The following is a 21,676-nucleotide window of genomic DNA, read 5'->3' as shown; positions in this document are numbered from 1 at the left end:
AAAGGATTTCATTCATTTCTGACTAATTTTATCTATAACTTATTTTTGTATTTCGATCTAGCTTGAGCAAGTAGTATTAATAAGGATTCGCTAATGAAATTTAATTTTTTTAAAAGCCGCAAAACGTTATTAAATATGATATTAACATCATTGTTAGTTTTAACTGGCTTAGCTAATTCAGCATCGGCTGATGAAAAGAAATTTAAAGTGGTTACCACATTTACCGTCATTCAAGATATTGCCCAAAACGTTGCAGGTGATGCTGCAATTGTTGAATCCATTACCAAGGTAGGAGCCGAAATTCATGAATACGATCCTACCCCAAAAGATATTACTAAAGCTCTCTCTGCCGATTTGGTGCTTTGGAATGGTTTAAATTTGGAACTTTGGTTTAAACGTTTTTTTGAGGATATTAAAGATGTACCTTCAGTTGTAGTTACAGAAGGAATCGATCCTATGCCAATTCAAGAAGGCAGTTATAAAGGTAACCCAAATCCACATGCTTGGATGTCACCAACCTTAGCTTTAATCTATATTGAAAATATTCGAGCCGCTTTTGTTAAATATGATCCTAAAAATGCCGAAATTTATAATAAGAATGCCGCAGATTATGTAGCTAAAATTAAAGCGCTAGATGCCCCACTTCGTGAGCGTTTAGCTAAAATTCCAGAATCACAACGTTGGTTAGTCACCAGTGAAGGGGCATTCAGTTATTTAGCTCGTGATTATAATCTTAAAGAAGCTTACTTATGGCCAATTAATGCGGAACAACAAGGTACTCCCAAACAAGTTAAGAATCTTATTGACTTAGTTCGAGCGAATAATATCCCTGTCTTATTTAGTGAAAGCACCATTTCAGATAAACCTGCAAAACAAGTCAGTAAAGAAACCGGAGCTAAATACGGTGGTGTGCTATATGTTGATTCACTTTCAACTCAAGATGGCCCAGTACCAACTTATATCGATTTATTAAAAGTGACTGTTGAAACAATCGCTAAAGGATTTGAAAAATAATGACTCAAATTTGCTTAAATGTTGATGATATTACCGTGACTTATAATAACGGTCACACCGCAATTCATGATGCAAGCTTTCGTTTAAATGGTGGCACAATCTGTGCGCTGGTTGGCGTTAATGGTAGTGGTAAATCAACACTATTTAAAAGCATTATGGGAATGATAAAACCAACTAAAGGACAAGTGACTTTTAATAATATTTCGGTAAAACAAGCATTGAAGCAAAATATTATTGCCTATGTTCCACAAACAGAGGAAGTCGATTGGGATTTTCCGGTTTTAGTTTCTGATGTGGTGATGATGGGACGCTATGGTCACATGTCTTTTTTGCGAATACCAAGTAAAGAGGACAAAAGACAAGTCGATTTAGCGCTAGAACGGGTCAATATGTTAGATTTTAAACATCGCCAGATTGGTCAACTTTCTGGTGGTCAAAAAAAACGTGTTTTTTTAGCAAGAGCTTTGGCTCAGCAAGGTAAGGTATTGTTGTTAGACGAACCATTTACCGGCGTCGATGTTAAAACAGAAAATGCTATTATCGATCTGCTTAAAGATCTTCGTGATGAAGGCCATTTGATTTTGGTTTCTACCCACAATTTAGGTAGCGTACCTGAATTTTGTGATCAAGTGGTGTTAATTAACCAAACCGTATTGGCTTTTGGCGAAACCAAAACCACCTTTACACCACAAAATTTGATGACAACTTTTGGTGGTGCATTACGTTATTTAAGCTTATCAGGTGAACAATTGCATGAGGATGAAGATCCTCGCAAGATGTCAATTTTAACTGATGATGAACGTGCTGCTGTATTTTACGGTGAAGGTGGTGATAGTTCACCTCATCAAGATTTATTAGTCGAACCAACGATAATTGAACCTAAAGGGCAAAACTAAATGGAACTACTTCTGGAACCTTTTACCTATGGCTTTATGTTAAAAGCAATTTGGGTAAGTAGTATAGTTGGCGCCGCTTGTGCATTTTTATCAGCGTTTTTGATGTTAAAAGGCTGGTCTTTAATGGGTGATGCTCTTTCCCACTCTGTAGTACCTGGTGTAGCTGGTGCCTATGCGATCGGCTACCCTTATTCGGTTGGGGCGTTTTTTACAGGATTGTTGGCAGCTTTATCAATAATCATTGTCCGTGCTTTTACCCGTTTAAAAGAAGATGCAATTATAGGTTTTATCTTTTCCACCTTTTTTGCTATTGGCCTTTTAATCATCTCATTAAATCCAACCTCAATTAATGCCCAAACTATTATTTTTGGAAATATTTTGGGAATTGATGATAGTGATATGAGACAAGTGCAAATCATCATTTTGGTTTCGTTTATTTTGTTACTCTTATTCTGGAAAGATCTGTTAGTGGTGTTTTTTGATGAAACACATGCACGCTCTATTGGTTTAAAACCATTACCATTAAAGATTCTATTTTTCACTATTTTAAGTGCTTGTACGGTTGCAGCTCTGCAAACTGTGGGGGCAATATTAGTCATTGCGATGGTGGTAACGCCAGGCGCAACCGCTTACTTACTCACTGATAGGTTTACAAGGTTATTAATTATTTCTGTGGTTATTGGTGCATCAACTAGTGCAATTGGCGCTTGGATAAGTTATTTTTTAAATGGCGAAACCGGTGGCGTGATTGTGACACTACAAACCTTAATCTTTTTGACTGCTTTCTTCTTTGCGCCAAGACAAGGATTGATTTCCAACCGTCGTCGAATTAGACAAGCAAGACGCATTAAAGGGGGAGTGGTATGACTATGTTATGGGAGCTTATTTATCATCCCCTAACAATTCCTTTTGTTCAACGTGCTATTCTGGCTGCCTTAGCTACGGGGATTGTTTGTGCTTTGCTATCGTGCTTTTTAGTATTAAAAGGCTGGTCATTAATGGGGGATGCTATTTCTCATGCAGTATTACCTGGTATTGTACTCGCTTATTTAATTGGAATCCCCCTAATGATAGGTGCGTTTACTTCAGGATTATTTTGTTCTGTCGCCACCGGTTATATTAAGGAAAACAGTCGAATTAAAGAAGATACCGTGATGGGTATTGTTTTTTCGGGAATGTTTGCTTTTGGCTTGGTGCTATTTTCTAAAGTAGAAACATCCCAACATTTAAACCATATTCTATTTGGTAGCGTATTAGGTACTAGTTATCAAGAATTAATACAGATTATTGCTATTGCGGGCATTGTTTCGGTTATAGTGATTGTTAAGCGCCGCGATTTAATGTTGTACTGCTTTGATGCCGTACAAGCCAAAGTGGTTGGTTTGCCTGTTAAATTATTGCATTACGGTTTATTAAGTATTTTAGCATTAACCATTGTTGGATCACTAAAAGCCGCAGGTGTTATATTGGTTATTGCAATGCTAATTGCACCTGGTATCACTGCATTTTTATTAACCAAACGATTTGAGAAAATGCTAATAATTGCCGTGATTGTATCGGTTTTTTCGACAGTAACGGGCACATTAATCAGTTTTCATTTAGATGCATCTACCAGTGCTTGTATTGTGATTTTACAGGCGTTTATCTTTATTGTTGCTCAGTTTTATCGAGTCTATGCTAACCATAAGATAAAGCGTTAATTGTTCTAGTGTAAATGTTATATTTTTTCACATTTACACTAGTTATTTAGTTGATTTTATTATTCATCATCTAAATATTTACTGGCATCAGCATAATTATCAAATCTTGAAAATTGACCTTGGAATTTTAATCTCACTTTACCTATTGGACCATTACGCTGTTTACCTAAAATGATTTCGGCAATACCTTTATGTTCCGAAGCTTCGTTATAGACTTCATCACGATAGATAAACATAATCACGTCAGCATCTTGTTCAATAGATCCTGATTCACGTAAGTCAGAGTTAACAGGTCGTTTATCGGCACGTTGCTCTAAGCTACGGTTAAGCTGAGAAAGTGCAACCACTGGGATTTGCAATTCTTTTGCTAATGCTTTTAATGAGCGTGAAATTTCAGCGATCTCAAGTGTTCGATTTTCAGAAATATTAGGTACACGCATAAGCTGTAAATAATCGACCATGATCATACTTAATCCTTTATGTTCACGATAGATTCGTCGTGCTCGTGAACGCAATTCCATAGGTGTTAATCCTGATGAGTCATCGATATAGATATTTTTCTTCTCAAGGAGTAAGCCCATAGTGCTCGATATCCTAGCCCAGTCATCATCTTGTAGTTGACCTGTACGAATACGAGTTTGGTCAACACGTGATAGCGATGCTAACATACGCATCATAATTTGCTCTGATGGCATCTCAAGACTAAAAATAAGAACCGGTTTTTCTTGCATCATGGCGGCATTTTCACAAAGATTCATAGCAAATGTGGTTTTACCCATTGATGGACGAGCAGCAATAATAATTAAATCTGAACGTTGTAAACCTGCGGTTTTCTTGTCTAGGTCAAGGAAGCCTGTTGATACGCCAGTCACTCCATCATGTGGGCGTTGGAATAGTTCTTCAATTTTTGCTACCGTAGCTTCAAGCACATCGGTAATATTTTTAGGCCCTTCACCTTGCTTGGTACGACTTTCGGCAATTTGGAAAATTTTGCTTTCAGCTAAGTCTAAAATTTCCGTACTATCTCGACCTTCAGTTGAATAGCAGTTGTCGGCTATTTCATTTGAAGCACTAATCAGTTCACGCAATATAGCTTGTTGACGAATAATATCGGTATATGCAACCACATTAATCGCACTAGGGGTATTTTTAGAAAGTTCAGCTAAATACGCAAATCCACCAACATCGATCAGCAAATCCTTACTTTCTAAACTTTCAGAAAGTGTTATTAAATCTATCGGAGTGCCACGACTGACTAAGGTATGCATTTCCGAAAATATTAATTGATGATGACGAGAATAAAAATCACGGTCTGTAATCATTTCTGCGACAACATCCCAACGTTGATTATCCAACATTAGGCTACCAAGCACAGCTTGTTCTGCCTCGATTGAATGAGGAGGCAACTTTATATTTTGCAGTTTTGATTTTTTTGCGTCTTGATTTTTGAGTTCTTTATTCGAACTTGTTTCATCATTTTTCATTGCATTCATCTTTGTGTTTTTAAATTAATTTAACCTATAACTAATTCGCTTACTGTATAAATAATGGACCTAAAGTGCAATTAGGAATTTGATATTCTAATGGATAATCCACCTGAACCAAATATAATCCTTCAGGTTTTGCCGTTGCTGCTGCTTGGGTACGATCTTTTGCCGCTAATAAAGCTTCGATCCATTGTGGTGATTGGTTACCTGCACCAACTTCCAACAAACTGCCAACAATATTACGCACCATATGGTGAACAAAAGCATTAGCTTTAATATCGACAACAACATATTCACCCTGTCTTGTAACTTCAATATGGTGAATATTACGCCATGGAGTCCGTGACTGACATTGCGCAGCTCTAAATGATGAAAAGTCATTTTCACCTAATAAATATTGTGCTGCTTGATGCATGAGTTGTTCATTTAATGGCAGATAATAATGTGACACACCTTTAGCTAAAATAGCCGGACGATAACGATGATTATAAATAATATATCGATAACGGCGAGCTGTTGCGCTAAATCTAGCATGAAAACTATCATCAACACTTTTTGCCCAGCGCACAGCGATATTGTCAGGAAGATAGGAATTGACTCCCATTGTCCATGCTCCTTCAGCACGATGAGCAGTGGTTTCAAAATGAATGACTTGTCCTGTTGCATGAACTCCGGCATCAGTTCTCCCAGCGCAAAATACCGCGATAGGTTCATTAGCGATTACTGACAAGGCTGATTCTAATCTTTGTTGTACTGAATCAACATGTTGTTGACGTTGCCAACCAAAATAACCGCTACCATCATATTCAATACCTAAGGCAATCTTACAGGTAGTCATTAATTAAGATCTCTAACGTCTCGATTAACATTAAACCACCTAAATAACGGACATTATCCGCCACTGACCAAAATTGGATTTGCTCATAATTACCATAACTGTGTCGTAAATTAGCGAGTTTGATCGTCAGATTACTTTCAGCATCAGTATTTACTTCGGTTACCGGTGTTGGTAAATCTTCACTTTTTACTTCAACGCCAAATTCACCAAAACGGGCCATATCTAATTCAATTGGTAAACTGCTTGAAACATTAACCGCTTGAGCCAATCCATAAAATACGGGAACAATAACTGATTCAATAGAGATAGGTAAATCATAATTGCTTATCACTTTACGGATTTGATTAATTTGTGAGTGTTCACCTAAATTTAAGTGGTCAGACTCATGAGAAACCGGTAATAAATTAAAAGCAAGTTGATTGTCAAACAGTTGATTATCAACAGGCATACCATTTAGTAACCGAGCACTTTGCCCAGCAAGCTCGTCAACACCTGGTTTGCCATATAATGAAGAAGGAATGAAGCTACTTAAATGTAAATTAGTCAATAACTGAATATCAGTTAGCGAAGCAACACAGCGTAGTAATTGTGAAATGGTAGGGCTAGCAACAGCTATAATGTTTTCATTGCGATATTCGGTTAGAACACTGTTATTTGCTTTCGGTACAATTAATGGAATATGATCCTGATCAGCAAAAAAACCACTAGCATCAATAACGATACAGCCTACTTGCGCTGCTGTTTGAGCATATTTTTCACTGGTTTTACTACCAGCAACAAAAAAAGCAAAATGGCATTGACTCCAATCCATCTGCTCACTATCAATAACCGTTAAATTTTTACCAGCAAAACGCACCACTTCGCCAGCGCTGTTATCACTACCAACTAGGTAAAGATTATCAATTTCAAAACTTTTTTTTGGTAAGCTACGTTCTTGCAATAACTCAACCAACGCAGAGCCTACTTGCCCTGTTGCACCAACAATAGCTATATTCCATGCAGTCATATATTAAACCCAAATTAAAAAAATATGGCAGTAATTATACCACTATATTGCCAAAGATTTTGCAAAAAAGATGTTTTCTAACTTTGGAATATTGCTCGAAAAAATAGATATTAGCTAATTACAATTTCGCTGTTGTTCGTTAAAGTGATTTTATCAGTTATTCGATTGCAGTGAAAATTATGGCAAAAATCACTTTATCAGCGATTGCGAAAAAAGCTAAGGTTTCAGTAGCATCTGTATCTAGAGTACTAAGAACTCCTAATATGACATCGTCACAAACCCAATCTGTTGTTTATCAAGCTATGAAAGATTTAAATGTTGATTTGTCTGAAAACTTGAAAGACTACCAACTCAATCATTCCAGCAATAGAATATTAATTATTGATAATCAACTTATTTCAAAAAGTTTAATCAATTTTGGTATTGAACAAGCTTTATGTGAAGTTAAATTACAATTTTGTTATTTACAATTTTCTTACCAAGACGACTGTGATATTTATCATTTGATTCAGTACATTACTCAAAATCGCTTTATTGGTATTTTAATAATTAATCAAGCACCTTATTTAGACAATCTGTATAGTTATAAAAAATCATTACCACCAATGGTATTTGTGAATCATTTTAAACATAATTTTTCTTGTGTCTATTTTGATCATCTCACCATTGGTTTTAAAACAACGCAATATTTAATTAAAAAAGGCAACCAACGGATCGCTATTTTTGTTAATAGCGATAAAAGCATCAACTCATCGTTTTTCCTACAAGGTTATCAACAATCCTTACAACGACATAATTTACCAATTGATTCTGACTATATCATTCAAGGCTGTTTAACTTATGAACATGGTCGAGATGCAATTAAAACTTTATTAAATAGTAATAAACCACCAACAGCTATTATTTTTGAAGATTTAAGCAGTTTATCTTTCTTCAATTCAGATAGTTATCATGCACAAAATTATTTATCTTGTTATCGTTCTCTATTTGGTGCCTTACATCAAATCAATAAAGGCCAATCAAATCAGTTAAAATCACTGTCAATTGCTTATATTAGCCATAGCAATGAATATCAATATAATGACTTGGATAAATTGAATAGAATTAACAAACCACTCTATGAGATGGGCAATAAATCAGTACACTTACTTTGTGATTTACTTAAACAAAATATGACATCGTTAGCACGATGCCATATTATTGAAACCGAAGCTTTTTTTATCAACTAATTATTTGTTAATAAAAGGTAGTTAAAAAAGTTAAGAAGTTGAAATCAATCTTTTAGGTGACAATTTATCCAATAGTTGTATACCTGCACCAATAAATTGCTGATCTTGATAAATTCTAACTAAAGTTTCTACTGCTACACTGTCAGCTAATTTGATAGTTCTACCTAATAAGATATCGCTACCTTGGCTATCATTCAATTGCACTTTCGGACTATCTTGTAATGGACTATCTACCGGCATAAGTAATTGTGTTTTATCAGTAATATTTTCTAACTCATCCAAGCCAATCATTTTATCGATTGGATAATTTGACACTTGTAAACGTCTTAAATAAATCACATGGGCTCCACAACCGAGTAATTCACCTAAATCATCAATGATAGTACGGATATAAGTCCCTTTTGAACAATGGATCTCTAACGTTAATTCCTGTTTAGCCGAATCATATTGAATAAACTGGTTTTCGTAAACCGTGATCGGTCTGGCTTCCCGTTCAATGACAATACCTTGACGAGCATATTCATAAAGCGGCTTACCTTGATATTTTAAAGCCGAAAACATGGTGGGAACTTGTAAAATATCACCACGAAAATGAGTTAATGCTTGCTCAATTTGAAGTTGAGTAACATCAACGGATTTGGTACAGATTATTTGCCCATCAGCATCAGATGTGTCTGTCCGCTCACCCAATTTAGCAATTACTCGATAACGCTTGTCAGAATCTAATAAGTATTGTGAAAATTTAGTTGCTTCGCCAAAACAAATCGGTAACATTCCTGTTGCTAAAGGATCGAGAGCACCAGTATGACCTGCCTTTTTAGCATTAAATAGTCTTTTCACTTTTTGTAAGGCATCATTTGATGTAATGCCTTGTGGTTTGTCTAATAACAAAACGCCGTGAACATCACGGCGAATTTTTTTTATATTCATCATAGATATTTAAATTGAAACGGATAACACTTCTCAATATTTTTTACAAAAATTGAGTGTTTTTAATTATTAATCTTTATGACGTTCGTTGTCTTGCTTAATCACATCAGAGACTAAACTAGACATCTGCATGCCTTTGACAAGCGATTCATCATAAAAGAATTTAATTTCAGGAATAATTCGTAAACGCATAGCTTTACCGATCAACGTTCGAATATACCCTTTTGCATCATTTAAGACATTCAATCCTTGTTCAATAACTTGTGGATCATCATCATTTAAAAAAGTGACAAATACTTTGGCATAAGAGAGATCACGTGAAATATCTACACCAGAAACAGTCACCATGCCTAAGCGTGGATCTTTGATTTCACGCTGTAAAATAATCGCAATCTCTTTTTGTAATTCATGTCCAACTCGAGATGATCGATTAAATGCTTTTGCCATATCTATTTTCCTTAAAATGTGAATAAGCAAGGCTAAAACCTTGCTTATAACATGTTAACGTATTAATTAAATAGTACGTTTGATTTCGACAGTTTCAAAGACTTCGATATTATCACCAACACGAACATCGTTGTAGTTACGAACACCAATACCACATTCCATACCATTACGAACTTCGTTAACATCATCTTTGAAGCGACGTAGTGATTCAAGTTCGCCTTCATAGATAACCACGTTATCACGTAATACACGAATTGGATTATGACGCTTAACTACGCCTTCAGTAACCATACAACCAGCAATTGCACCAAATTTAGGTGATTTAAACACATCACGTACTTCGGCAAGGCCTATAATTTCTTGCTTATATTCTGGAGCAAGCATACCGCTCATTGCTTGTTTAACTTCATCAATAAGGTCATAAATAACTGAATAATAACGTAAGTCTAAGTTTTCAGCCTCTACAACTTTACGCGCAGATGCATCAGCACGAACGTTGAAGCCTAAAATGATCGCATTAGATGCTGCAGCAAGTGATGCGTCAGTTTCAGTAATACCACCTACACCTGAACCAATGATTTTAACTTTAACTTCATCAGTAGATAGTTTAAGTAATGAATCAGAAATTGCTTCAACGGAACCTTGTACGTCAGCTTTAAGGACGATATTAAGTTCAGATACATCACCTTCAGTCATGTTAGTAAACATGTTTTCAAGTTTAGCTTTCTGTTGACGAGCTAGTTTAACATCACGGAATTTACCTTGACGATATAGGGCTACTTCACGAGCTTTCTTTTCATCTCGAACAACTGTCGCTTCATCACCTGCTGACGGTACACCAGAAAGACCTAAAATCTCTACCGGAATTGAAGGACCAGCTTCAGTAACTTCTTTACCTAATTCGTTACGCATCGCACGAATACGGCCATATTCGAAACCACACAATACAATATCGCCTTTACGTAAAGTACCTGATTGAACCAGCACAGTTGCCACTGAACCACGACCTTTATCAAGGAATGATTCAATAACCACACCACTAGCCATACCCGTTTCATAAGCAGTAAGCTCAAGAACTTCCGCTTGTAACAGAATCGCTTCTAATAATTGGTCAATACCCGTTCCCGCTTTTGCTGAAACATGAACGAATTGAGTATCCCCACCCCAATCTTCTGACATAACGCCATATTGAGCTAGTTCGCCTTTAACACGATCTGGATCGGCTTCAGGTTTATCAATTTTGTTAACCGCAACGACAATTGGTACATTAGCGGCTTTAGCATGTTGAATCGCTTCAATGGTTTGTGGCATAACACCATCATCTGCTGCAACAACTAATACCACGATATCTGTTGCTTTAGCACCACGAGCACGCATTGAAGTAAATGCAGCATGGCCCGGAGTATCTAAGAAAGTGATTTCGCCACTTGAGGTTTTAACATGGTAAGCACCAATATGCTGAGTAATACCACCGGCTTCACCTGAAGCAACTTTCGCTTTACGAATATAGTCAAGAAGTGATGTTTTACCATGGTCAACGTGTCCCATGATAGTCACAACTGGAGCACGTGAAACTTTTTCTGCACCTGTATCACGGTCGCTCATTAGTGATTCTTCAAGTTCGTTTTCACGACGAAGTACCACTTTGTGTCCCATTTCTTCAGCAACCAATTGTGCTGTTTCTTGGTCAATAACCTGATTAATAGTTGCCATTGCACCCATTTTCATCATGGTTTTGATAACTTCTGAGCCTTTTACAGCCATTTTGTTGGCTAGCTCGGCAACAGTAATGGTTTCACCAATAACCACATCTCGGTTAACAGCCTGAACTGGTTTGTTAAAGCCTTGTTGTAAAGTACTTTTGCCTTTTTTCTTGTGGTTACCACGAGTTACAGCTCGAGCTTCTTCACGTTCAGCTTTACCTTCAGATAATTTGCTGGCTTTTTTCTGTTTAGTCTGTTTAGTACCACGACCACGACCTCGACCGCCTTCGACTTCACGATCGGTATCATCTTCAGCAGCACGAGCATATTTAGAAGTAGTTACGTGATAATCTTCATCATCACTGTTATTATTGGTTTCTTCTGTTTCGTTATATTGTTCAGCAAGTTTACGCGCTTCTTCTGCCATACGTTTGGCTTCTTCTTCAAGTTTACGGCGGTTTTCTTCTTCAGCTTTACGTTTAATTTCGTTAGCTTCAGCTTCTAAACGTGCTTTTTCTTCTTGTGCTTTTTTCACTTTTGGATCAGCTGCTTGTTCTTGAGCTGCTTTAGCCTTTTGTTCTTGACTACGCTTTTTAGCTTCTGCTTCTTCACGTTTCTTTTGTTCTTCAGCAGCTAATTTTGCCTTTTCTTCAGCTTCTTTACGCGCTTTTAACTCAGCTTCTTGTTGCGCTTTTTGTTCTGCTTCAAGACGTGCTTTTTCTAATTCAGCTGGATCTTGTTTAACAATAGTTCGTTTTTTACGAACTTCAACTTTAATTTCTTTGCTTTTACCACCGCCACTTGACACATTCAATGTTGAATGTGTTTTACGTTGTAGTGTTAATTTTGTTGGGCCTTGCTGAGGATTTAAATGCGCAAGCAAAGCTTCTTTTTCCTTTTGGGTAACAGAATCAGATGCAGTTTTTTTAATACCAGCATCAGCAAACTGTTGCAAAAGCGTTTCCACTGGAGTTTTTATCTCTTGAGCCAGTGTTTCGATTGATACTTTGGTCATGTATTACTTTCCCTCAATTATTCATTTGCAAACCAACAAATATTACGGGCAGCCATAATAAAATCGCCAGCTTGTGTGCTTGTTAAACCTTCAATATCCGCAAGATCATCTGTACCTTGTTCAGCTAAATCTTCTAAAGTTACCACATCTCGTTGTGCTAATTGATAGGCTAATTCTTGTGTCATACCTGGTAGATCTAATAAATCTTGAGCAGGTCGTTTATCACCACTATGAGCAAGAGCGATAGTTGTTAATGCATCTTTTGCTCGATTTCTTAATGCTTCAACCAGCTCTTCATCAAGTTCATCAATTTCTAATAACTCTTCAACTGGTACATAAGCTAGTTCTTCTAATGAAGTAAAACCTTCTTCAACTAAAAGCTGGGCAAGATCTTCTTCAATATCTAAATGTTTCATTAGATTATTAATTGCTGCAAAAGATTCTGCTTGATGTTTTTCTTGCAAATCTTCTGTGCTCATAACATTTAACGTCCAACCAGTAAGTTGTGATGCTAAACGAATATTTTGTCCATTACGACCAATTGCTTGTGGTAATGTTTCAGCATTAACTGCGACATCCATAGTGTGTTTATCTTCATCAACCACGATTGACACAACATCGGCTGGCGCCATAGCATTGATAACATATTGTGCAGGATTATCATCCCAAAGAACAATATCGATACGCTCACCACCAAATTCATTTGAAACCGCTTGAACACGAGCGCCTCGCATACCAACACAAGCACCAACAGGATCAATACGACGATCGTTACTGCTAACCGCAATTTTAGCACGAGAACCTGGATCACGAGATACACCTTTAATGTCTATCATCTCTTCACCGATTTCCGGCACTTCAATGCGGAATAACTCTTCCATCATTTTCGGATTTGAACGGCTAACACAAAGTTGTGCTGGTTTATTATCTTGTTCAACAAGATATAAAATACCTCGCACACGATCACCAATTCGGAAATTTTCACGAGGTAACATATCATGGCGAGACATCATTGCGTCAGCGTTATTACCTAAATCGAGGATAACGCTATCACGATTGGTCTTTTTAACAATACCAGTAACGATATCACCGATTCGGTTTCTAAACATGTCAATCACCATGGCACGCTCAGCTTCACGTACTTTTTGGACAATAACTTGTTTAGCGGTTTGAGTTGTAATACGGTCAAACGCGACTGACTCAATTTGTTCTTCTACGTAATCACCTAATTTTACATCAGGCTCTTCAAACTGTGCTGCTTCAAGGGTTATTTCTTTGGTAGGTTGAGTTACTTCATTTACCACTAACCAACGACGGAACGTATCATAATCGCCAGTTTTATGATCGATTTTTACAATAACATCGATATCAACAGTATGTTTCTTTTTAGTGGCCGTCGCTAATGCGGTTTCAAGCGCTTCGAAAATCTTATCTCGGGTAAGTGCTTTTTCATTAGATACTGCTTCAACAACAGCTAAAATTTCTTTATTCATCCTTTACACCTGTACTCTATTTAAGGTTAAAATTCGGTACAATGTTTGCTTTTTGAATATTACTAAAAGCAAACACTTCATCATTTCCATCTACATTAAACGTAATCATTTCATTCTCAATGGATTTAATCTGTCCTTTCCACTTGCGACGATTGGCAACAGGAATACGCAAACTGACGATGACTTCTTCACCAACAAAACGTTGATAGTGTTCAAGCGTAAACAAAGGCCTATCCATACCTGGAGATGAAACTTCAAGATTGTAGGCATCTGTGATAGGGTCTTCAACATCAAGTACCGCACTAATTTGTCGACTAACATCAGCACAGTCATCAACGGTAATACCATTTTCACTATCAATATATACGCGTAAAACGGGATAACGACCACGAATATATTCAATACCAACTAGCTCAAAACCAAGCGCATTAACTGGTTCTTGAATGATATCGGTCAATTGCTGTTCTAAATTAGCCAAACAAACCTCCACTGCAGAAAATAAAAAAGGGCATAAAGCCCAACATTCCTTTTAAACTCACGTTTGAATCATAACGCATAAAAAAACCCCGACAAGCGAGGCTACATTTAAAATTTAATATAATGAAGCCACTTGATTCGAACTTTCAGACAATAATAATAGGATAGATTAATGTATGAATGAAAATTTAAGTGGTTGCGGGGGCTGGATTTGAACCAACGACCTTCGGGTTATGAGCCCGACGAGCTACCAAGCTGCTCCACCCCGCGATAGATGGCTGAAGATTATACTATGTTTTGTAAAATATGCAACCCAAAATCATACTAGAATTATCAAAATCGTTTAAAGTCATTGAAAACTAAGCAGCTATAATTTTGTGTCGCAACTAATTACAATTAATCTCAAGTTATGATTAATATAAGTACAATTATTGTTTTTTCAAGTAATAAATTCCGCTGAATAATCAGCGGATAGTTTTACTGTTATTATTTTTGCGTTGCAGCTTTCATCGTTTTAACGAAACTCGCTAGTTCGCTCAACATTTTGGTTGGATTATTAAGGTTATTCTCAATAATTTTGACCGTTGCCGATCCTGCAATTGCGCCAGCAGCACCAGCTTTAATTGCTTCACTCACTTGATTTGGTTCTGAAATACCAAATCCTTGAATCGCAGGCGGTGCTTTAAACTCTGTCAATTTTTCCAGTAAATGAGTTAACGGTTTATTCGCACGATTTTCAGTACCGGTTACACCAGCTCGTGAGACTAAATAAGTATAACCTTTACCATGCTTAGCAATATTTTTTATTACCTCATCATCAGCATTAGGTGGGCAGATAAATATCGGAGCTATGCCATGTTTTTCTGCAGAACCAGTAAACTCTTGTGCATATTCAACCGGTAAATCAGCAACTAAAACAGAATCAACACCAGCTTTAGCGCATTTAGCATAAAAGTTATCAATACCATTTTTAAATACTAAATTGGCATAGATTAACAATCCAACAGGAATATCTGGATTGCTAGTTCGAATGTTAGTTAAGATTTCGAAGCATTTCTCAACAGTTATACCGCCATTAAAAGCACGAATATTAGCATTTTGAATTGTTGGTCCATCCGCCATTGGGTCAGAAAATGGAATACCTAATTCTAACGCATCAGCCCCTGCATCAATCATGGTTTGAATAATTTGACTTGAAAGTTGTGGATTTGGGTCACCAACTGGAACAAAAGGAACAAATGCACCTCGTTTTTCGACTGTTAAACGATCAAACAGTTTTTGATAACGACTCATTCTATTTCTCCTTTTGCTTTAAATATATCATAAACCGTAAAGATATCTTTATCACCACGACCAGATAAATTAACAATTAATAATTGTTCTTTATTTGGATTTTCTTTAATCATTTTCAGTGCATAAGCTAATGCATGCGATGACTCTAATGCAGGAATGATACCTTCACTTCGAGATAATGCTTTGAAGGCTTCAAGCGCTTCATCATCAGTGGCAGAGACATATTCTGCTCGACCAATACTATCTAAATATGCATGTTGTGGTCCGACTGCCGGAAAATCAAGGCCAGCAGAAACCGAATAAGACTCTTCAATTTGCCCTTCATCCGTTTGCATCATTGGTGTTTTCATACCAAAGTAGATACCGAGTTTACCATGTTTTAGCGATGCACCATGTTCACCACTTTCAATACCATGTCCACCTGGCTCTACACCAATTAATCTAACTGATTTATCATCAATAAAATTAGCAAACATACCAATTGCGTTTGAACCACCACCAACACAGGCGATGACTGCGTCAGGCAAACGACCTTCTTTTTCCATAATTTGCTGTTTTGCTTCACGACTAATCATTTGTTGAAATTCACGCACAATGGTCGGAAATGGATGTGGGCCAGCAGCTGTACCTAACATATAGTGTGCGGTTTCATAACTACCAGACCAATCACGTAATGCTTCATTACAAGCATCTTTTAACGTGGCAGAACCGGTTTCAACTGGAATGACGGTAGCACCCATTAATCGCATTCTAAATACATTTGGAGCTTGGCGTTGAACATCTTTTGCTCCCATGTAAATTCGGCATTTTAAACCTAATAATGCGCAAGCTAATGCTGAAGCGACACCATGCTGACCAGCACCCGTTTCGGCAATAATCTCTGTTTTACCCATTCTTTTAGCCAGTAATGCTTGGCCTAGGACTTGGTTAGTTTTATGGGCACCACCATGGACTAAATCTTCTCGTTTTAAATAAAGTTTTGTTTTGGTACCTGCAGTAAGATTTTTACACAATGTTAATGCGGTTGGTCGACCTGCATAGTTCACCAAAAGGTCATTAAATTCTTTTTGAAAACTTGCATCGTGTATCGCCGATATAAAGGCATCCTCAAGTTGTTCTAGCACTGGCATTAATATTTGTGGTACATATTGACCACCAAATTCGCCAAAATAAGGATTTAATTTAGACATAACCATTCCTTCAATATAATTAGTTAAATTTGTTCAAATACTGCAGTAATTTTTTGTTTATCTTTAATTCCGGCCGATATTTCAACACCTGAGTTAAGGTCAACGCCAATAACATCAGTAGCGAGTGCTTGACTTACATTTTGTGGATTAATACCACCAGCCAAAATGACATTACTTAAATCTTTACCCTTTAATAATGACCAATCAAAACTTTTACCCGTTCCGCCAGCACCATTATCAAATATATAACGAGAGACTAATGGATTATCATGGTTCGGAATACTATCACTAATACTTAATGCTTTCCAAATTTGACAAGTTGTTGGCAATTGTTGGCGGAGTGTTTGAATATAATTATCATCTTCATGACCATGTAATTGTACTGCGTACAGTGATAATTGTTGCGCTATTTGGCAAACTTCGTCTATATCACTATTTTTAAAAACTCCCACCCAATTTAATGGTGCTGCTGCAATAACACTACGTGCTTTAGTTGGTGTAATATATCTTGGTGAATTAGAGACAAAAATTAATCCGCCATAAATCGCACCTGCTTGATAGACAGTTATCGCGTCCTGCGCTCTGGTTAAACCACAGACTTTATTTTCACCTAGGATCACCTTACGAATAGCTAGATTTAAATTTGACTCAGACATTAACGCGCTACCAATTAAAAAACCGTTAGCATAATGGCTAAGATCTTTAACTTGATTATGAGTGTAAATACCCGATTCACTGATAATAATTCGATCATCGGGGATAGATTTAGATAATGTTTTTACTCGATTTAAATCTACTGACAGATCACGAAGATTACGATTATTAATACCAATAACTTTGGCGCCAAGATTAATGGCTCGTTCAACTTCTTGTTCCGTACTTGCTTCAGTTAAAACTCCCATTTTAAGTTGATGAGCAATTTGGCTAAGATGGCGATACTCATCATCATTTACCACTGATAACATTAACAAAATAGCATCCGCTTGATAATATCGAGCTAAGTAAATTTGATATTCATCGATAATAAAATCTTTGCAAAGTACTGGTTGTGTGACTTCATTACGTACCATAGGCAAAAATTCAAAGCTACCTTGAAAATATTTTTCATCAGTTAAAACTGAAATCGCTGAAGCATAATCTTTATAAACTTTAGCAATAGTTGCCGGATCAAAATCATCACGAATTAAGCCTTTAGATGGTGACGCTTTTTTACATTCTAAGATAAATACCGTTTTCGGTTGATTTAATGTTTGATAAAAATCACGATCACTTGCTACTACTTTACTTTTAAAGTTAGTTAGTGGTTTTTTAGTTTGCTGTTCGGCAAGCCATAACTGTTTATCTTGAATGATTTTTTTTAATACTGTTGCCATTTCAACATTTTCGGTTAATGCTGCAATTGCCATGTTATTCTCCACTTATTATCTTGCTGCTAACTTTTGTAATAGCTCATAAGCCTTGCCACTATGCATCAATTCAATTGCACGTTGTGCATTTTGTTTTAAGTCTGGTTCACCAAACAAGCTAATTAACATAGCTACATTTGCAGCAATAGCCGCTTCATGAGCTGGTTTACCATGTCCTTGTAAAATAGCTAACAACAAATCACGATTCATTTCAGGTGTACCACCCTCAATATCTTTTAAAGTATATTGTTGTAAACCAAAATCCTTTGGTGTTAGCGTAAAATAGCTGATTTCACCATTTTTTACTTCGGCTACTTGAGTCTCGCCATGAATAGCCACTTCATCCATACCTGCACCATGTACTACATATGCATGGGTATAGTTCAACATTTTTAATGTTTCTGCAATCGGTTTTATCAAATCAGGATGATAAACACCGAGTAAAATACGTTTTGGTCGTGATGGATTTATCAACGGACCTAGCACATTAAAAATTGTTCGTGTTTTTAATTGTTGACGAACTGGCGCAGCATGACGGAAACCTGAATGATATTGTTGAGCAAATAAGAAACATACCCCTAATTCATCAAGCGCTTTACGTGAGGCTTCCGCTGACATGTTTAATTTAATACCTAAAGCAGATAGTACATCGGAAGATCCTGATTTACTTGATACCCCTCGGTTACCATGTTTAGCGACTTTATACCCTAAGGCTGCAGTAACAAAAGCACTAGCTGTTGATATATTAATACTATTAGTGCCATCACCACCTGTACCAACAATATCGGTAAAATCATAATCAGGAACTTCAAAAGCATCGGCATTTTCAAGTAATGCTTGCGCAGCACCAGCAATTTCATCTGGTTTTTCACCTCGCACTTTCATACTTATAATCGCAGTTGCCAAAACAGTTGGTTCAATTTTACCTTGAATAATTAAGTTAAATAGTATTTTGCTCTCTTGTTGTGACAATACTTGTCCTAAATACAATTTATTTAAAATCGGTTGAATGTTGTATTCTTGCTTATCGACAATTGCCTCTTGTTTTGCTTGCGGTTGTTTTTGGACTGGATTAAGTGCCCATTCAATGGTTTGCTCTAATAATTTTACCCCTTGAATGGTTAAAATCGATTCAGGATGAAATTGAAAACCACAAACCCGATCCTCATCATTACGTACTGCCATAACAATGTTATTACACATGGCATTAATCGTTAATGTTTTCGGTATATTTTCACCTTTTAAAGAGTGATAACGAGCCACCGGTAATGGATTTGGTAAGCCTTTAAACATAGCTTGACCATCATGTTCAATTAATGAGGCTTTACCATGCAAAATATCACCAGCTGGTACAATCATACCACCATAAGATTCGACAATCGCTTGATGGCCTAAGCAGATACCAATAATCGGTAATTTCCCTTTTAAACGTTTTAGTAATTCAGGCATTGAACCAGCTTCACTTGGCGTACCTGGACCTGGCGATAACATTAAGATAGGATTTTGCATATGTGATAATTTTTCGATAATCACATCTGCCGGAATAGTATTACGGTAAATCGTCACGTTATGTTGATTATGACGTAACTGATTAACTAAGTTATAAGTAAACGAATCAACATTATCAATAAATAAGATATTAGCCATTAGAATACACCTTCTACATTATGTGCTGCCATAATCGCGCGAACAACAGCACGAGCTTTGTTACGTGATTCGTCCGATTCTGATTGAGGTTCTGAGTCTAAAACCACCCCACCACCTGCTTGCACCGTGGCAATGTTATCTTCAACATAAGCACTACGGATAACAATACAGGTATCCAAATCACCACTAGCGGTTAAATACCCCACTGCTCCACCATAACTGCCACGTTTTATTTTTTCCGATTCAGCAATTAGCTGCATTGCTCTTACTTTGGGTGCGCCGGTTAATGTTCCCATATTCATTGTTGCTTGATAAGCATGTAGTGCATCAAGATCAGTCCGCAACTGGCCAACTATTCTTGAAACAAGGTGCATAACACACGAATAACGGTCAACTTTTAATAACTCTTTAGTATAACGAGTGCCCGGCTGGCAAATACGAGCTAAATCATTACGGGCTAAATCAACCAGCATTAAGTGTTCAGCCAACTCTTTTTTATCGGTGCGCATATCAAGTTCCAGTCGGCTATCCAAATCATAATCAATCTCACCACTTGCGGTTAAACCACGAGGTCGAGTACCGGCAATAGGGTAAATTTCAACTTGATTATTGGTCTTATTATATTTAAGGGCACTTTCCGGTGATGCACCAAACAGAACAAAATCGCTATCTTGCATATAAAACATATATGGACTTGGATTGGTATTTTTTAACACTTGGTAAGCAGATAATGGTTCAGGGCATGGTAATGAAAAACGTCTTGAAGGAACGGCTTGGAAAATCTCACCTTGTTGGATAGCATCCTGCATTTTTTTAACTATAGTATTGAAATCATCATCACTCTTATTACATGAAACATTTATTTCTGCTAAAGATTGAGTCTTAATCGCTTTCATCGGTTGATTGAGTTTACTTTGCAACTCAGTTAAGCGCTGATTCAAGCGTTTTGTCTCATCAGGACAAGAAGTAAATGCCGTTGCTTTTAACAATGAAACACGATCTTTATGATTAATTTCCAGTAATGTTTCAGCTAAATAAAAGCGAAAGTCTTGGCAACGTTGTTCGGTTGGTAACAGAGGTAAATCCTCAAAGCCAGCGACAAGATCATAAGCAAATAAACCACCGACAAACACTGCATCAGAACTCGCTTGTTGTGGGATATTAACGATGTTTAATAATGTTCTTAGTGCATCAAAAATTGATAATGACTTTAAGCGAGAATCTTCATCTTGCAAATTATCAATAGCCGGAAAAATTAGCTGAAGATTATGTTCATCTAATTGTGTTTTAGCGACGTTATCAGGAAAAGCTTGTAGCAATAAAGGCAATAATTTTTGTCCGTTACTGGTTAAAGCTTGAAAAGTGACTTGGTTATTGAGTGCAGAAATAGTCAAAGCGCTATCAACTATCATTACACTTTTAATACCTTGCTTATTATCAATTTCAGCTGATTCCAATAACAATGTTGCCGGTTTGTTATCACAAAGTTGATAAAATACCTGAGTCGGATCCTGATAATAACCAATGGTTTTAATTATCTGTGTTAATGTAGGCTTATTCATTGTTGACTCTCTTTTATAAAATTATTTTTATCTTTGCAAAACTAAAATACCCGCACTGAGCGGGTATTATGAAAAAAGGATATCATCACATCACCCGCAGGAAGTAATGCGCCACCATCCCAAAACGGTAGTTTGTTTACAATGCGTTAATGTGAATTGCTGATTTATCATTATTGTATCTGCTAGAAAAGATTTTGTACTATTAAACTAGTTCGGTGATGTATTGTCAAGTGAATATTTTATGTACATTTAAATTAAGGCTATCTGCTACAAATCAGAAGGTCTTTTTACAGTAAAGAAGTTTATTCTTTTTTATCAAACGAATTAAAACTAGCCAAACAAG

The 21,676-nt window shown here is 36.7% G+C and carries 18 protein-coding genes and 1 tRNA gene; 5 read left to right on the top strand and 14 right to left on the bottom strand.

Going from position 1 to position 21,676, the window contains the following annotated elements; translation table 11 throughout:
* Positions 1-135: 135 nt before the first annotated feature.
* The 4 genes from H3S74_RS00515 to H3S74_RS00500 are packed head-to-tail and all read left to right on the top strand — an operon-like array spanning position 136 to position 3,610.
* Positions 136-1,014 carry a metal ABC transporter substrate-binding protein gene (locus H3S74_RS00515; protein ID WP_370547451.1) on the top strand — a complete coding sequence of 293 codons (879 nt, stop codon included), beginning with the start codon at positions 136-138 and terminating at the stop codon, positions 1,012-1,014.
* Positions 1,014-1,910: a manganese/iron ABC transporter ATP-binding protein gene (locus H3S74_RS00510; RefSeq protein ID WP_110448312.1), complete on the top strand. Its 897-nt coding sequence runs from the start codon at positions 1,014-1,016 to the stop codon at positions 1,908-1,910. The genes H3S74_RS00515 and H3S74_RS00510 overlap by 1 nt, the downstream gene beginning before the upstream one ends.
* The gene (locus tag H3S74_RS00505; protein ID WP_110448313.1) at positions 1,911-2,777 is read left to right on the top strand and encodes a metal ABC transporter permease; all 867 of its coding nucleotides are present in this window, start codon (positions 1,911-1,913) and stop codon (positions 2,775-2,777) included.
* Positions 2,774-3,610, top strand: a complete 837-nt coding sequence (locus H3S74_RS00500; RefSeq protein ID WP_110448314.1) for a metal ABC transporter permease — start codon at positions 2,774-2,776, stop codon at positions 3,608-3,610. Before H3S74_RS00505 ends, H3S74_RS00500 begins: the two co-directional genes overlap by 4 nt.
* 59 nt (positions 3,611-3,669) lie before the next feature.
* On the opposite strand, the gene dnaB is transcribed toward H3S74_RS00500, so the two are convergent.
* From dnaB to H3S74_RS00485, 3 genes are read right to left on the bottom strand one after another with little or no spacing between them, the layout of a single operon-like run.
* Complete coding sequence (gene dnaB, locus H3S74_RS00495) at positions 3,670-5,094, bottom strand: replicative DNA helicase (RefSeq protein WP_232350066.1); 1,425 nt, start codon at positions 5,092-5,094, stop codon at positions 3,670-3,672.
* A gap of 49 nt (positions 5,095-5,143) precedes the next feature.
* Positions 5,144-5,935 (bottom strand): tRNA pseudouridine(38-40) synthase TruA, encoded by a 792-nt coding sequence (gene truA / locus H3S74_RS00490; RefSeq protein WP_198246949.1) that lies wholly within the window; start codon positions 5,933-5,935, stop codon positions 5,144-5,146.
* The gene (locus H3S74_RS00485; RefSeq protein ID WP_198246948.1) at positions 5,922-6,941 is read right to left on the bottom strand and encodes an aspartate-semialdehyde dehydrogenase; all 1,020 of its coding nucleotides are present in this window, start codon (positions 6,939-6,941) and stop codon (positions 5,922-5,924) included. The genes truA and H3S74_RS00485 overlap by 14 nt, the downstream gene beginning before the upstream one ends.
* 179 nt (positions 6,942-7,120) lie before the next feature.
* Between H3S74_RS00485 and H3S74_RS00480 the strand changes: the two genes are divergently transcribed.
* Positions 7,121-8,170, top strand: a complete 1,050-nt coding sequence (locus H3S74_RS00480) for a LacI family DNA-binding transcriptional regulator (protein ID WP_198199153.1) — start codon at positions 7,121-7,123, stop codon at positions 8,168-8,170.
* Between the two features lie 30 nt (positions 8,171-8,200).
* On the opposite strand, the gene truB is transcribed toward H3S74_RS00480, so the two are convergent.
* The 11 genes from truB to H3S74_RS00425 all read right to left on the bottom strand — a co-directional run bounded on the left by truB (position 8,201) and on the right by H3S74_RS00425 (position 21,333).
* A complete protein-coding gene (truB, locus tag H3S74_RS00475) occupies positions 8,201-9,103 on the bottom strand; it encodes a tRNA pseudouridine(55) synthase TruB (RefSeq protein WP_198246947.1) in 903 nt (300 codons plus the stop codon).
* 66 nt (positions 9,104-9,169) lie between these two features.
* Entirely contained in the window at positions 9,170-9,547 is a 378-nt protein-coding gene (rbfA, locus tag H3S74_RS00470) for a 30S ribosome-binding factor RbfA (protein ID WP_034882735.1), read from the bottom strand.
* Between the two features lie 66 nt (positions 9,548-9,613).
* On the bottom strand, positions 9,614-12,265 hold the full coding sequence (infB, locus tag H3S74_RS00465) for a translation initiation factor IF-2 (protein ID WP_198246946.1): 2,652 nt from the start codon (positions 12,263-12,265) through the stop codon (positions 9,614-9,616).
* 17 nt (positions 12,266-12,282) lie between these two features.
* Positions 12,283-13,758 carry a transcription termination factor NusA gene (nusA, locus tag H3S74_RS00460; RefSeq protein WP_110448321.1) on the bottom strand — a complete coding sequence of 492 codons (1,476 nt, stop codon included), beginning with the start codon at positions 13,756-13,758 and terminating at the stop codon, positions 12,283-12,285.
* A gap of 16 nt (positions 13,759-13,774) precedes the next feature.
* Positions 13,775-14,236: a ribosome maturation factor RimP gene (gene rimP / locus H3S74_RS00455; protein WP_065578449.1), complete on the bottom strand. Its 462-nt coding sequence runs from the start codon at positions 14,234-14,236 to the stop codon at positions 13,775-13,777.
* Positions 14,237-14,428: 192 nt separating this feature from the next.
* A tRNA-Met gene (locus H3S74_RS00450) sits at positions 14,429-14,505 on the bottom strand.
* A gap of 216 nt (positions 14,506-14,721) precedes the next feature.
* A complete protein-coding gene (gene trpA, locus H3S74_RS00445; RefSeq protein WP_110448323.1) occupies positions 14,722-15,528 on the bottom strand; it encodes a tryptophan synthase subunit alpha in 807 nt (268 codons plus the stop codon).
* Entirely contained in the window at positions 15,525-16,718 is a 1,194-nt protein-coding gene (trpB, locus tag H3S74_RS00440; RefSeq protein ID WP_110448324.1) for a tryptophan synthase subunit beta, read from the bottom strand. The genes trpA and trpB overlap by 4 nt, the downstream gene beginning before the upstream one ends.
* A 23-nt stretch (positions 16,719-16,741) precedes the next feature.
* Positions 16,742-18,124, bottom strand: coding sequence for a bifunctional indole-3-glycerol-phosphate synthase TrpC/phosphoribosylanthranilate isomerase TrpF (gene trpCF / locus H3S74_RS00435; RefSeq protein WP_232354814.1), 1,383 nt, complete (start codon positions 18,122-18,124; stop codon positions 16,742-16,744).
* A 15-nt stretch (positions 18,125-18,139) separates the two neighbouring features.
* Positions 18,140-19,771 (bottom strand): bifunctional anthranilate synthase glutamate amidotransferase component TrpG/anthranilate phosphoribosyltransferase TrpD, encoded by a 1,632-nt coding sequence (gene trpD, locus H3S74_RS00430; RefSeq protein ID WP_198246945.1) that lies wholly within the window; start codon positions 19,769-19,771, stop codon positions 18,140-18,142.
* Complete coding sequence (locus tag H3S74_RS00425; RefSeq protein WP_198246944.1) at positions 19,771-21,333, bottom strand: anthranilate synthase component 1; 1,563 nt, start codon at positions 21,331-21,333, stop codon at positions 19,771-19,773. Before H3S74_RS00425 ends, trpD begins: the two co-directional genes overlap by 1 nt.
* Between the last annotated feature and the right edge of the window lie 343 nt (positions 21,334-21,676).

Source organism: Gilliamella sp. W8126 (genome assembly GCF_016102185.1).
Lineage (GTDB): Bacteria > Pseudomonadota > Gammaproteobacteria > Enterobacterales > Orbaceae > Gilliamella > Gilliamella apis_A.
Note: the sequence above shows the minus strand (reverse complement) of the source record. Positions and strands in the feature narration are given on the sequence as shown.

Coding starts and splice junctions, on each gene's coding strand:
- truA (WP_198246949.1), bottom strand. CDS start 5,935: ATGACTACCTGTAAGATTGCCTTAGGTATTGAATATGATGGTAGCGGT.
- trpB (WP_110448324.1), bottom strand. CDS start 16,718: ATGTCTAAATTAAATCCTTATTTTGGCGAATTTGGTGGTCAATATGTA.
- rbfA (WP_034882735.1), bottom strand. CDS start 9,547: ATGGCAAAAGCATTTAATCGATCATCTCGAGTTGGACATGAATTACAA.
- H3S74_RS00510 (WP_110448312.1), top strand. CDS start 1,014: ATGACTCAAATTTGCTTAAATGTTGATGATATTACCGTGACTTATAAT.
- nusA (WP_110448321.1), bottom strand. CDS start 13,758: ATGAATAAAGAAATTTTAGCTGTTGTTGAAGCAGTATCTAATGAAAAA.
- H3S74_RS00480 (WP_198199153.1), top strand. CDS start 7,121: ATGGCAAAAATCACTTTATCAGCGATTGCGAAAAAAGCTAAGGTTTCA.
- trpD (WP_198246945.1), bottom strand. CDS start 19,771: ATGGCTAATATCTTATTTATTGATAATGTTGATTCGTTTACTTATAAC.
- H3S74_RS00485 (WP_198246948.1), bottom strand. CDS start 6,941: ATGACTGCATGGAATATAGCTATTGTTGGTGCAACAGGGCAAGTAGGC.
- H3S74_RS00505 (WP_110448313.1), top strand. CDS start 1,911: ATGGAACTACTTCTGGAACCTTTTACCTATGGCTTTATGTTAAAAGCA.
- truB (WP_198246947.1), bottom strand. CDS start 9,103: ATGATGAATATAAAAAAAATTCGCCGTGATGTTCACGGCGTTTTGTTA.
- H3S74_RS00425 (WP_198246944.1), bottom strand. CDS start 21,333: ATGAATAAGCCTACATTAACACAGATAATTAAAACCATTGGTTATTAT.
- H3S74_RS00515 (WP_370547451.1), top strand. CDS start 136: ATGATATTAACATCATTGTTAGTTTTAACTGGCTTAGCTAATTCAGCA.
- trpA (WP_110448323.1), bottom strand. CDS start 15,528: ATGAGTCGTTATCAAAAACTGTTTGATCGTTTAACAGTCGAAAAACGA.
- infB (WP_198246946.1), bottom strand. CDS start 12,265: ATGACCAAAGTATCAATCGAAACACTGGCTCAAGAGATAAAAACTCCA.
- H3S74_RS00500 (WP_110448314.1), top strand. CDS start 2,774: ATGACTATGTTATGGGAGCTTATTTATCATCCCCTAACAATTCCTTTT.
- dnaB (WP_232350066.1), bottom strand. CDS start 5,094: ATGAAAAATGATGAAACAAGTTCGAATAAAGAACTCAAAAATCAAGAC.
- trpCF (WP_232354814.1), bottom strand. CDS start 18,124: ATGGCAATTGCAGCATTAACCGAAAATGTTGAAATGGCAACAGTATTA.